This window comes from Microbulbifer sp. S227A (assembly GCF_049800935.1).
This window is the reverse complement of sequence record NZ_JBNAFZ010000006.1, coordinates 54,649-66,966: the sequence shown is the minus strand read 5'-3', so window position 1 is coordinate 66,966 and position 12,318 is coordinate 54,649. Positions and strand designations below refer to the sequence as shown.

At 63.4% G+C, this 12,318-nt stretch carries 12 protein-coding genes; 9 read left to right on the top strand and 3 right to left on the bottom strand.

Going from position 1 to position 12,318, the window contains the following annotated elements:
• Nucleotides 1-31: 31 nt before the first annotated feature.
• The gene (locus ACP15R_RS15170; protein ID WP_424987290.1) at nt 32-850 is read left to right on the top strand and encodes a sulfotransferase family protein; all 819 of its coding nucleotides are present in this window, start codon (nt 32-34) and stop codon (nt 848-850) included.
• A gap of 21 nt (nt 851-871) precedes the next feature.
• On the opposite strand, the gene ACP15R_RS15165 is transcribed toward ACP15R_RS15170, so the two are convergent.
• Nucleotides 872-2,017: a lytic murein transglycosylase gene (locus ACP15R_RS15165; RefSeq protein ID WP_424987289.1), complete on the bottom strand. Its 1,146-nt coding sequence runs from the start codon at nt 2,015-2,017 to the stop codon at nt 872-874.
• A 141-nt stretch (nt 2,018-2,158) separates the two neighbouring features.
• On the opposite strand from ACP15R_RS15165, the gene smpB reads away from it, so the two are divergent.
• The 5 genes from smpB to ACP15R_RS15140 all read left to right on the top strand — a co-directional run bounded on the left by smpB (nt 2,159) and on the right by ACP15R_RS15140 (nt 7,974).
• The gene (gene smpB / locus ACP15R_RS15160) at nt 2,159-2,635 is read left to right on the top strand and encodes an SsrA-binding protein SmpB (RefSeq protein WP_424987288.1); all 477 of its coding nucleotides are present in this window, start codon (nt 2,159-2,161) and stop codon (nt 2,633-2,635) included.
• 97 nt (nt 2,636-2,732) lie between these two features.
• Nucleotides 2,733-3,608 (top strand): 3-mercaptopyruvate sulfurtransferase, encoded by an 876-nt coding sequence (gene sseA, locus ACP15R_RS15155; protein WP_424987287.1) that lies wholly within the window; start codon nt 2,733-2,735, stop codon nt 3,606-3,608.
• Entirely contained in the window at nt 3,608-4,792 is a 1,185-nt protein-coding gene (locus tag ACP15R_RS15150) for an aromatic amino acid transaminase (protein ID WP_424987286.1), read from the top strand. The genes sseA and ACP15R_RS15150 overlap by 1 nt, the downstream gene beginning before the upstream one ends.
• 216 nt (nt 4,793-5,008) lie before the next feature.
• Nucleotides 5,009-7,141, top strand: a complete 2,133-nt coding sequence (pnp, locus tag ACP15R_RS15145; RefSeq protein WP_424987285.1) for a polyribonucleotide nucleotidyltransferase — start codon at nt 5,009-5,011, stop codon at nt 7,139-7,141.
• Nucleotides 7,142-7,257: 116 nt separating this feature from the next.
• Nucleotides 7,258-7,974, top strand: a complete 717-nt coding sequence (locus ACP15R_RS15140) for a glycosyltransferase family 25 protein (protein WP_424987284.1) — start codon at nt 7,258-7,260, stop codon at nt 7,972-7,974.
• Here the strand turns inward: ACP15R_RS15140 and ACP15R_RS15135 are convergent.
• Nucleotides 7,971-8,624: a peroxiredoxin gene (locus ACP15R_RS15135; RefSeq protein WP_424987283.1), complete on the bottom strand. Its 654-nt coding sequence runs from the start codon at nt 8,622-8,624 to the stop codon at nt 7,971-7,973. The genes ACP15R_RS15140 and ACP15R_RS15135 overlap by 4 nt on opposite strands.
• A 167-nt stretch (nt 8,625-8,791) precedes the next feature.
• On the opposite strand from ACP15R_RS15135, the gene ACP15R_RS15130 reads away from it, so the two are divergent.
• Together ACP15R_RS15130 and ACP15R_RS15125 are read left to right on the top strand one after the other, a co-directional pair.
• The gene (locus tag ACP15R_RS15130) at nt 8,792-10,231 is read left to right on the top strand and encodes an aldehyde dehydrogenase family protein (protein WP_424987281.1); all 1,440 of its coding nucleotides are present in this window, start codon (nt 8,792-8,794) and stop codon (nt 10,229-10,231) included.
• A gap of 66 nt (nt 10,232-10,297) precedes the next feature.
• Nucleotides 10,298-11,137 (top strand): alpha-1,2-fucosyltransferase, encoded by an 840-nt coding sequence (locus tag ACP15R_RS15125; protein ID WP_424987280.1) that lies wholly within the window; start codon nt 10,298-10,300, stop codon nt 11,135-11,137.
• Between the two features lie 6 nt (nt 11,138-11,143).
• Here the strand turns inward: ACP15R_RS15125 and ACP15R_RS15120 are convergent, their stop codons facing one another.
• Nucleotides 11,144-11,797: an RluA family pseudouridine synthase gene (locus ACP15R_RS15120; protein ID WP_424987279.1), complete on the bottom strand. Its 654-nt coding sequence runs from the start codon at nt 11,795-11,797 to the stop codon at nt 11,144-11,146.
• 109 nt (nt 11,798-11,906) lie between these two features.
• On the opposite strand from ACP15R_RS15120, the gene ACP15R_RS15115 reads away from it, so the two are divergent.
• On the top strand, nt 11,907-12,317 hold the full coding sequence (locus ACP15R_RS15115) for a nuclear transport factor 2 family protein (RefSeq protein ID WP_424987278.1): 411 nt from the start codon (nt 11,907-11,909) through the stop codon (nt 12,315-12,317).
• Nucleotide 12,318 lies beyond the last annotated feature (1 nt).

Sequence of the window (12,318 nt, the reverse complement as noted above, 5' to 3'; positions counted from 1 at the left end):
ATCAGGACACACAGACCGCAGGAGGCAGCTTATGGGATTTCCCGGAACCTGGATGACCGAATCCGAGAGCATGGTGTATCGCGTCGTGCCCAAATGCGCCTGCTCGACCATCGGGCAGATCATGTATTATTCGGATCACGGCGCCTATTACGACGGCGACATTCACGACGCCAAGTCCGGCATTCACAAATGGGCGCTGGATGACAGCCAGGACGCGATCACCCGCAACGTGCAGTCGCATCAATCCTATGCCTTTACCAGCGTGCGCAATCCCTACACCCGGATCCTGAGTTCGTTCTTTGACAAGATCTGCGGCATCCAGCGCAACGGCAAACGGTATCGCGGCAACCTCGTGCCGATGCTCGCGGCGCGCTATGGCGTCGAATTCGGCGGCGAAGACGGCAAGCAGGAATTCGACCAAATCCGCTCGTTCCGGCGTTTCCTGCTGTTTGCGCGCGACACCATCCGCTGGCGACGCCCGATGGATCCGGACATTCACTGGTCCGCCATGTCGGGTCACATCTCGACCTTCATCGTCAATGGCGGCACCTATGACAGCATTTTCTGGACCGAGCGCTTCGACGAGGGGATGCAGCGGGTTCTGGACGCCATCGACACGCCGCACGGCATCGACCTGGGCACGATCCCGCGCTTTAACGAAAGCGAGAACCACGGCCCCAAACGCGCCCACCCGGTCGCCGAGTATTTCGACGATCTGTCGATGCATCTGGTCTATGAAATCTACAAACGCGATTTCGACCTGTTCAAATACGATTTCGAGAACCCGGGCAACAAGATGCCCGTGGGCGAGATCGACCTAGACGAGGTTCACGCCAAGCTGGGCGATTGAACCCCGCCCGCCGAAACAGGGTCAGCCGCCAAGCCGGCGCAGCAACGCCACCGAAGGCCGGCCCGTCACGGACATGCCTGCGCTGCGCTGATAGGCGCTGATCGCGGCTTCGGATTTCGACCCGATGACCCCATCCGCACCGCCAGTGTCAAACCCGGCGGCGGTCAGGCGGCGCTGCAAGTCCTTGCGATCCGCCAGCGTCAGACCATCCGCATCCGGCCCGAACGACGCCTTGAACGGCCCGCCCCCGGCGATACGGTCGGCAAGATGCCCGACGCCCAACGCGTAGCTGTCGGAGTTGTTATAGCGTTTGAGCACCGAAAAGTTCTTGAACACGGCGAATTTCGGCCCCGGCACCTGTGGCTGGATGATCGCCAGCGGCGTCGCCGACGAGGCCGCCGCCGATCCGACCTCGCCGCCCCAGGCCTGCCCCCGGACCCAGCCGTTCCTGGCCAGGTAAGCCGCCGCCGAAGCAAGCGCGTCGGTGGGGTCGTCATCCCAGATGTCACGCCGCCCGTCGCCGGTGAAGTCGACCGCAAAGGCCAGGTACGACGTGGGAATGAACTGGGTATGCCCCATCGCCCCCGCCCAGCTTCCGGTCATCTTGTCCGGGGTGGTATCGCCGTTTTGCAGGATCCGCAGGGCCGCGACCAGCTGGCTCTCGAAAAACGACCCGCGCCGCCCGTCATAGGCCAGCGTCGACAGGGCCGAGATCACCTGCACATCTCCGCGTCGTGTGCCATAGCGGCTTTCAAGCCCCCAGATCGCGGTGACGATATACTTGCTGACGCCGTATTGCGCCTCGATCTGCGACAGGGTCGCGTTGTATCGGCGCAGCATCGTCTTGCCGTCGCTGATCCGTTCGTCGGATGCGGCAATGGCAAGGTAATCTTCCAGCGTGCGCTTGTACTCGGGCTGGTTGCGGTCGCGCTCGATCACCTCGGGCAGATAGCCCGCGCCGCGAAACGCCCGGTCGATCGTGCCCTGGCTGATCCCCTTGGCCGCCGCGCGCCCCTTGAACCCGGCAACCCAGGCATCATAACCCGCGTTCGGCACCGTGCGCATGCGCGACACCGAGGCCGCCGTGGGTCCGGTATTTGCGCCCGAACATCCGGCCAGCGCCGTCGCCGCGAGCCCCAGTGTCATTGTCCGTCGTGTGATCTGCATCCGTCCTGCCCTCTGCGCCTGTTTTCCCAAGCCATAGCGCAGCAGCCGCCGCAGGCAAACAGGCCAGCGCGGCCTGGGCGAAAAAATGACCATGACGCGCCGCCTTGCGCAGGCAGGGCCAAGCGCCTACATCTGCGCGTCATGGCACAGACGAAATCAGATCCGAACTACAAGGTGATCGCCGAGAACCGGCGGGCACGGTTTGACTATGCCATCGAGGAAGACCTGGAATGCGGCATGTTGCTGGAAGGGTCCGAGGTGAAATCCCTGCGCGCCAATGGCGGCAATATCGCCGAGAGCTATGCGGCCGTGGAAGACGGCGAATTGTGGCTGGTCAACAGCTATGTCGCGCCCTACGGGCAGGCCAAGACCTTTCGCCACGAGGAACGCCGCCGGCGCAAGCTGCTGGTGTCGCGCAAACAGCTCTCCGATCTCTGGACCGCGACCCAACGCAAGGGCATGACGCTGGTGCCGATCGTGATGTATTTCAACCATCGCGGACTGGCCAAGCTCAAGCTGGGAATCGCCAAGGGCAAGAAGAACCACGACAAGCGCGAAAGCCAGGCCAAGCGCGACTGGTCACGCCAGAAACAGCGCCTGCTCAAGGACAACCGCTGAGCCGGGGCCGGCGGGCCGCAAGAAACGGCGCGCCGCGGGCGATGGCGGTGTGCCGCGGTCTTGCAACGCATGTCCCGCCCGCGTAGCAAGGGTGCGGATGAACAAGAGGCCCACCGACATGCAGGACGATCCGCGTACTCTGGTTTCCACCGATTGGCTGGCGGCGCATCTCAGGGATCCCGATTTGCGGATCCTGGATGCGTCGTGGTATCTGCCCAATGCCAACCGGAACGCCAGCGCCGAATATGAGAACGCACATATTCCCGGCGCGCGCTTCTTTGACATCGATGACATTTCCGACCACCGCTCGGACCTGCCCCACATGGTGCCGCCGGTGGAAAAATTCATGTCCCGCCTGCGCGCCATGGGTGTCGGCGACGGGCACCAGGTTGTCGTCTATGACGGTGCCGGGCTGAATTCGGCGGCGCGGGTGTGGTGGCTGTTCCGGCTGATGGGGCAGAACAACGTCGCGGTGCTCGACGGTGGCCTGCCCAAGTGGCAATCCGAAGGCCACCCGGTCGAAGACCTGCCACCGGTGGTACGCGACCGTCACATGACCGTGCGCGTACAGAACAGCCTCGTGCGGGATGTCACCCAGGTCAGCCAGGCCAGCAAGCTGGGCGATCATTCGATCATCGATGCACGTTCGGCCGGGCGGTTTCGCGGCGAAGCCCCCGAGCCGCGCGAGGGGCTGCGCGGCGGGCATATTCCCGGCGCGCGCAACGTGCCATTCGACAGCCTGCTCAATGACAACGGCACCATGAAGACCCCCGAAGAATGCCGCGCCATCTTTGAAGCCGCCGGGGTCGATCTGGGCAAACCCGCGATCACGACCTGTGGCTCTGGCGTCACCGCCGCCATTCTCAGCCTTGCCCTGGAACGCATGGGCAAGGCCGACCATTCGCTTTATGACGGGTCCTGGGCCGAATGGGGTGCCTTCCCGACCCTGCCCATCGCAACCGGAGACGCATGATGTTCGAAAATCTCACAGCCCAGCCCGCGGACAAGATCCTGGCGCTCATGCAGGCGTTCCGGGACGACCCGCGCGACAACAAGGTCGATCTCGGTGTCGGCGTCTACAAGAACGCCGAGGGCGTCACCCCGGTAATGCGCGCGGTCAAGGCGGCGGAACATCGCCTGTGGCAGGAACAGGAAACCAAGGCCTATACCGGTCTGACCGGCGATCCGGCCTTTTCGGACGCGATGATCTCGCTGGTGCTGGGCGATGCGGTCGCGCGTGAAAACGTCGCCGCCGCCGCGACACCCGGCGGCACCGGGGCCTGTCGCCAGGCCTTCGAGCTGATCCGCATGGCAAACCCCGATGCCCGCGTGTTCGTGTCGAACCCGACATGGCCGAACCACCTGTCGATCCTGAAATACGTGGGGATCGAAACCGTCGCTTATCGCTATTTCGACGACGAGACCCGGGGCGTCGATTTCGGCGGGATGATGGAAGATCTTGGCACCGCCCGCGCCGGTGACGTGGTGTTGCTGCATGGCTGCTGCCACAACCCGACGGGCGCCAACCTGAACGCGGTGGAATGGCAGGCGGTGATCGACCTGCTGAATGACAAGGGGCTGATCCCGATGGTCGACATTGCCTATCAGGGCTTTGGCGATGGTCTGGAAGCCGACGCCGCCGCCACGCGCATGGTTGCCTCGCAAGTGCCCGAATGCCTGATCGCGGCAAGCTGCTCCAAGAATTTCGGCATCTATCGCGAACGCACCGGCCTGTTGATGGCGGTCAGCCGGAACAGCGCGCAACAGGGGCTGAACCAGGGCACGCTGGCCTTTCTCAACCGCCAGAACTTTTCCTTCCCGCCCGATCACGGCGCGCGTCTGGTGACGATGATCCTGAATGACGATGCCCTGCGCACCGACTGGGCGGCGGAACTCGAAGAGGTCCGCCTGTCGATGCTCGATTTGCGCACCTCGCTGGCCAGCGAGTTGCAAAAGCTTTCGGGCTCGGACCGGTTCGCCTTTCTCGCCCAGCATCGCGGCATGTTCTCGCGCCTTGGCACCACGCCGGACAAGGTCGAAAAACTGCGCGCCGATCACGGCATCTACATGATCGGCGACAGCCGGATGAACATCGCCGGGCTGAACGCTAAGACCATTCCCGTTCTTGCACAGGCGATCATCGACGCCGGTGTCTGACGCCCGCAATTGGCGGTCATCCTGTCGGACTCACTATCAGGGGCTGCGTTGCGGCCCCTTTCCATTCGTGGCGATCTGATGTATGGGCGGGCAATCCGAGACGTTGCGCCAGGACCCCGGCGCTCGGAACGATAATTGATGGGGTCGGCGGCAATGGGGCCGCCAAGCAAACGGGAGACCCGGAGGGCCGGGAGTGCTCCCTTAAGGAACCGATATATGTTTAACGTTACGACGAAATCGATAGAGTGGGGCGAAGAGACCCTCACTCTGGAAACCGGCAAGGTTGCCCGCCAGGCTGATGGCACCGTCATCGCCACCCTGGGCGAAACCTCGGTCATGGCAAACGTGACCTTTGCCAGGAAACAAAAGCCGGGGCAGGATTTCTTTCCGCTGACCGTGCATTACCAGGAAAAATACTATGCCGCGGGCAAGGTGCCCGGTGGCTTTTTCAAGCGCGAAGCACGTCCGACCGAAAAGGAAACGCTGACCGCGCGCCTGATCGACCGCCCGATCCGCCCGCTGTTTGTTCCCGGCTTCAAGAACGAAGTGCTGGTGATGTGTACCGTTCTGTCGCACGATCTGGTCAATGACCCCGATATCGTGGCGATGATCGCCGCCAGCGCCGCCCTGACCCTGTCGGGTGCACCGTTCATGGGCCCGATCGCGGGCTGCCGTGTCGGTTTCGAAGATGGCGAATACGTGCTGAACCCGACCGTGGACGACATGCAGGACCTGCGCCTGAACCCGGAGCAGCGCCTTGATCTGGTCGTGGCCGGCACCAAGGATGCGGTCATGATGGTCGAATCCGAGGCCTACGAGCTGACCGAAGCGGAAATGCTGGGTGCCGTAAACTTCGCGCACGCGCAAATCCAGCCGGTGATCGACCTGATCATCTCGCTGGCCGAAGAAGCGGCAAAAGAGCCGTTTGATTTCCAGCCGGTCGATTATTCGGAGCTGTTCGAAGCGGTCAAGGCCGCTGGCGAAACCGAAATGCGCGCCGCCTTTGCCATCGCTGACAAGCAGGAACGCACCACAGCCGTGGCCGCCGCCCGCGAAGCAATCCTGGCAAAGCTGAGCGAAGAGCAACAGGAAGACGCCAATCTCGGTTCCGCGCTGAAAAAGCTCGAAGCCGGCATCCTGCGCGGTGACGTGGTGAAAACCGGCAAGCGTATCGACGGCCGCAAGACCGACGAAATCCGCGACATCGTTGCCGAAACCGGCCTGCTGCCCCGGACCCACGGATCGGCGCTGTTCACCCGTGGCGAAACACAGGGTCTGGTCGTGACCACTCTGGGCACCGGCGACGATGAACAGTTCATCGACGCGCTGCACGGCAACTTCAAATCGAACTTCCTGCTGCACTACAACTTCCCGCCCTACTCGGTTGGCGAAGTTGGCCGCGTGGGTTCGCCCGGTCGCCGCGAAATCGGCCACGGCAAGCTGGCATGGCGCGCATTGCAGGCGGTTCTGCCCGCGAGCACCGATTTCCCCTACACCATCCGCGTCGTGTCCGAGATCACCGAATCCAACGGCTCGTCCTCGATGGCGTCGGTCTGCGGCGGTTCGCTGTCGATGATGGATGCGGGTGTGCCGCTCAAGGCACCGGTTGCCGGTGTGGCCATGGGCCTGATCCTCGAAGACGATGGCTCCTACGCGATCCTGTCGGACATCCTCGGTGACGAAGACCACCTTGGCGACATGGACTTCAAGGTTGCCGGCACCGAGAACGGCATCACCTCCCTGCAGATGGACATCAAAATCGCGGGCATCACGCCCGAGATCATGGAAAAGGCCCTGGCCCAAGCCAAGGAAGGCCGTCTGCACATTCTGGGCGAGATGAACAAGGCGCTGTCCGGTGCCGCGGAATTCTCGATCCACGCGCCGCGCATCGAAACCATGCAGGTGCCCACCGACAAGATCCGCGAAGTGATCGGCTCGGGCGGTAAAGTGATCCGCGAGATCGTCGAAGTCTCCGGTGCCAAAGTCGACATCAACGACGACGGCATCATCAAGATCGCCTCTCCCGACGGGGAATCGATCAAGAAGGCCTATGACATGATCCATGCGATCGTGGCCGAGCCCGAAGAAGGCGCGATCTATACCGGCAAGGTCGTCAAGATCGTCGATTTCGGGGCCTTCGTGAACTTCTTTGGCAAGCGTGACGGCCTGGTGCACGTGTCCCAGATCGAAAACCGCCGCCTGAACCACCCTTCGGACGTTCTCAAGGAAGGCCAGGAGGTCAAGGTCAAACTGCTCGGCTTTGACGACCGCGGCAAGGTGCGCCTGTCGATGAAAATGATCGACCAGGAAACCGGCGAAGAGATCAAGAAAGAAGAAACCGCCGAGTAAGCCTCGCGGATTTTGACAGGGAAAGGCCCCGGACCCCGCGTCCGGGGCTTTTTCATGCGTGCCTGAACCGGTTGCGCGCTCTTTCAACGGCTCCGCATCCGCTGTAGTCAACGGATATGCAGTCGCTCATCATCCACATGTCCTCCAGCACCGCGCGCCGCGCCAATGCCGAGCGTTTGCGCGATACCTTGCCGGGGGCCGAGTTGATCGAGGCCGTCAACGGGCGCGATCCGCAACGGGTTCCGGATGTCGAGCCGCAGGACGGAACGCTGCACCGGCCGCATTACCCGTTTGCGCTGCGCCCCGCCGAGATCGGCGTGTTCGAGAGCCACCGCCGCTGCTGGCGCAGGATCGTCGAGTCCGGCTGGGAGTATGCCATCATCACCGAGGATGACCTTCGGGTCGATCCCGACCGGCTGGATCGGGCGCTAACCTTGATCCGCGCGCATGGCACCCCCGAGATGTATATCCGCCTGCCCGTGAAACAGCGCGAAACACCTGCCGACACCTTGGCGACCGATGGCGACATGGCCCTGATCCTGCCGCGCGTGATCGGGTTGCAATGCATCTGCCAGGTGGTGGGACGCGGTGCCGCCGCCCGTCTGCTGGCCGCCACGGACCGGATCGATCGGCCGGTGGACACGCTGCTCCAGATGCACTGGATCACCGGACAGCCGGTACATGCCATTCTTGGTACAGGAAACGCCGAAATCGCGGGCCAGATCGGTGGATCGACCATCCAGACGAAAACGCGCGCCAGCGGGAAACTGGCGCGCGAAGTCAAACGTGCGATCTATCGAACGCAGGTCGCCCTGCATCCGCAGCGCCCTTAGCCGGGCAGCTTGGCGGTGCGCAAATAGGGGAAATGCGTGGTGAATTCGCCGTATTTCGCCTTGGCGTCCTCGTCGTTGACCGCGGTGGGGATGACCACGTCGTCGCCGATGTTCCAGTTTGCCGGGGTCGCGACGTTTTCCTTGGCCGCCGTCTGCAAGCCGTCCAGCGCGCGCAGCACCTCGGCAAAGTTCCGGCCCACATTCATCGGATAGGTCATCGAGAGCTTCAGCTGCTTGTCAGGGCCGATGATGAACACCGAACGCACCGTGGCGCTGTCTGCCGGGGTGCGGCCATCGGGCAGGTATGCCTCGGCCGGGAGCATGTCAAACGCCTTGCTGACCGCCAGCCCGTCATCGGCGATGATCGGGAAACCGGCGCTTGTGCCGGCGAATGTCTCGATGTCGCCTTTCCATTTCTTGTGATCCTCGACACCGTCAACCGACACGCCGATCACCTTGGTGCCGCGCTTGGCCCATTCATCGGCCAGCTGCGCAACCGCCCCGAACTCGGTGGTGCAGACCGGGGTAAAGTCCTTGGGGTGCGAGAACAGGATCGCCCAGCTGTCGCCGATCCAGTCATGAAACTGGATGGTGCCCTGATCCGTCTCGGCGGTGAAGTTCGGAACCGTATCATTGATGCGCAAACCCATGGCGCTCTTCCTTTCCTGAAATCTGGTGACGACTCGCGTCGCCCTTAACCTAGTGGCTTCGCCGCCGCGTTGCATCCCCTCCCTTGCCCCGAACCGGCAGCAATGACAGAGTGCGGCAAATCCCTGACCGGGTGGTCAGGGTTTCGCAGAAGTGGGAGTGCTGAAACATGATCGAGAAACGTGAGTTCTATATCAACGGGCAATGGGTCGCGCCGTCGGTCGCGCGGGATTTCGATGTTATCGATCCTTCGACCGAAGAGCCCTGTGCGGTGATCTCGCTGGGTGGGCAAGCCGACACCGACGCCGCGGTCGCCGCTGCCAGGGCCGCGTTGCCGGGATGGATGGCCACCCCCGCCGCCGAACGCATCGCGCTGGTGGAAAAGCTGATCGGCATCTACAAGAGCCGAGGCGAAGACCTCGCCCAGGCGATGAGCGGCGAAATGGGTGCCCCCATCGACATGGCCCGCAGCCAGCAGGTTGGCGCGGGTATCTGGCACCTCAAGAATTTCGTGACCGCCGCCAGGGCCTTTGATTTTGACCGCCCGCTGGGCGAGCATGCGCCCAACGACCGGATCATTCACGAAGCGGTCGGCGTTGCCGCGCTGATCACGCCGTGGAACTGGCCGATGAACCAGATCACGCTCAAGGTCGGGGCCGCCGCGGTGGCGGGCTGCACGATGGTGCTGAAACCGTCCGAACAAAGTCCGCTCAACGCGATGATCTTTGCCGAGATGATGGATGAGGCGGGTTTCCCCGCCGGTGTGTTCAACCTCGTGAACGGGGATGGCGCGGGCGTGGGCAGCCAGCTATCGGCGCATCCTGATGTGGACATGGTAAGCTTTACCGGCTCGACCCGCGCCGGCACCGCCATTTCCAAATCCGCGGCCGACACACTCAAGAAGGTACATCTGGAACTGGGCGGCAAGGGGGCCAACGTGGTCTTTGCCGATGCCGACGACAAGGCGGTGAAACGCGGTGTGCTGCACATGATGAACAATACCGGCCAGTCCTGCAACGCGCCCAGCCGGATGCTGGTCCAGCGCGAAATCTATGACCAGGCCGTCGAAACCGCCATCGCGGTGGCGCAAAAGGTCAGTGTCGGCAATGCCCATGACGAGGGCCGCCATATCGGCCCCGTGGTGAACGAGATCCAGTGGACCAAGATCCAGGACCTGATCCAGAAAGGCATCGACGAGGGTGCCCGCCTGGTAGCCGGTGGCACCGGACGGCCCGACGGGTTCAACAAGGGCTATTATGTCAAACCGACGGTATTTGCCGACGTCACCAACCAGATGACCATCGCGCGCGAGGAAATCTTTGGCCCGGTGCTGTCGATGATCCCGTTCGACACCGAGGACGAAGCCATCGAAATCGCCAATGACACGCCCTATGGGCTGACCGATTATGTCCAGACCCAGGACAGCGCCCGCGCCAATCGCATGGCCCGCGCCCTGCGCGCCGGCATGGTCGAGATGAACGGCACCGCGCGCGCCGCCGGATCGCCCTTTGGCGGCATGAAGCAATCGGGCAATGGCCGCGAGGGCGGCGTCTATGGCATCGAGGATTTCCTCGAGGTCAAGGCCGTCAGCGGCTGGACCCCCGCATAGGGCAACGGACAGCGCCGCCCGGCAAAGCCGCTGGCGCTGTCCGCGATTTCTGCCTAGACAGAGAGCATGATCACCACCCGACTGCACGGCCGTCTTGGCAACCAGATGTTTCAATACGCGGCCGCGCGCGGGCTGGCGGCGCGGCTGGGCACCGGTGTGGCACTCGATACGCGCCTGGCGCGGTCACGCGGCGAAGGGGTGCTGACACGGGTCTTTGAACTGCCGCTGACTGATCCCGCGAACCTGCCGCCGCTGAAATCCGAAGCGCCGCTGCGCTATGCGGCCTGGCGCGCGACAAGCCCCCGTTTCCGCAGGGAAAAAGGGCTGGGCTATAACCCCGAGTTCGCGAGCTTCAGCGACAACAGCTATCTGCATGGCTATTGGCAGACCGAACGCTATTTCGCCGACATCGCGGCGGATATTCGCCGCGATTTCACCTTTCCCCCCTTCAGCACCCCCGAAAACGCCGACATGGCCGCACGGATCGGCGACGGGCTGGCGATCGCCCTGCACGTGCGCCGCGGCGACTACCTGTCTCTTGGGGCGCATACGCTGTGCGATCAGGCCTATTACGACGCCGCCCTTGCGCGGATTCTGGACGGTCTGACCGAAACCCCGACCGTGTTTGTCTTTTCCGACGATCCTGCATGGGTGCGCGATAACCTGCGCCTGCCCTGTGCGCGGGTGGTGGTCGATCTCAACGGTGCCGATACCGATTTCGAAGACATGCGCCTGATGAGCCTGTGCGACCACAACATCATCGGCAATTCCTCGTTCTCGTGGTGGGGCGCATGGCTGAACACCAATCCCGGCAAACGGGTGGCGGGACCGGCCCGCTGGTTCGGAGATCCCAAGCTGGTGAATCCCGATATCCTGCCGGATCGCTGGCTGAAAATCGCCGCCTGACCGCGCTCAGAACTCTGCCGGCGCGCGAAACTTCATCGATGCTCCGCCATCCGGATGCTTGAGCCGCAATTCCTCGGAATGCAGGTACATGCGCGGATGCTCCGCCGCCGCCCCCGTGGCATAGAGCGGATCCCCCAGGATCGGATGCCCCAGGGCCAGCATATGCACCCGCAGCTGGTGACTGCGCCCGGTTCGGGGCATCAACCGCACCCGCGTGGAATCGCCGTCATGGCGCAACACCCGCCAATCGGTCTGTGCCTGCCGCCCGGTGTCATGGCACACTTTCTGGCGCGGCCGGTTCTCCCAATCGACGATCAGGGGCAGATCGACGCTGCCAGTCCTGGGCTCCAGCCGGCCATCAAGCCGCGCGACATAGGTCTTGCGCGTCTGGCGCTTCTCGAATTGCAGGCCCAAGTGGCGCTGCGCATGCGGGGTCAATGCAAAAACCATGACCCCGGAGGTGTCCCGATCCAGCCGATGCACCAACAGCGTCTCGGGAAACACCGCCCGAAGCCGCGCCAACAGGCAATCGGCAAGATGTTCCCCTTTCCCCGGCACGCTGAGCAGCCCCGCGGGCTTGTTCACCACCAGCAGCTGCGCATCGTCGTGCAACACCTCAAGCGGGGTATCGGGCGGGTTGTATTCACTGGAAACGGCCATGCGCCTGCCTATCGCCGACGTGCGCCAAGAACAAGCTCCCGCAACGTCCGGCTTGCACGCTCTGCGGGCATCGGCAACGGTGAAGCGACCAAGACCAAGGAGCAAGACCATGCACCCGACCATCACCCGCATGCAGGAGGTCGTTGCCAAGGGCGACGACAGCCTGATCGCCGACCTTCTGGCCGAAGACGTCCGGTTCATGCCGCCGACCTATTTCGCCACCTGGACCGGACGCGCGCCGGTTGCCGCCGTGCTCGGCCATGTGGGCCAGGTGTTCAGCGATTTCCGCTATCGCCGCGTCATGGGGGCCGACAGGGACTGGGCGCTCGAGTTTCAATGCAGGATCGGCGATCTCGACGCGGTCGGCGTCGACCTGATCACCCTGAACGAGAACGGCCTGATCCAGACCTTCGAGGTCGCCATGCGCCCCCTCAAGAGCGTCAGCGCCCTGCGCGAAGCCATGAATGCCCGCGTCACGAGCGACCCGCGCTTTCTGGAATTTCGCAAGGCCCTGTCCTGAT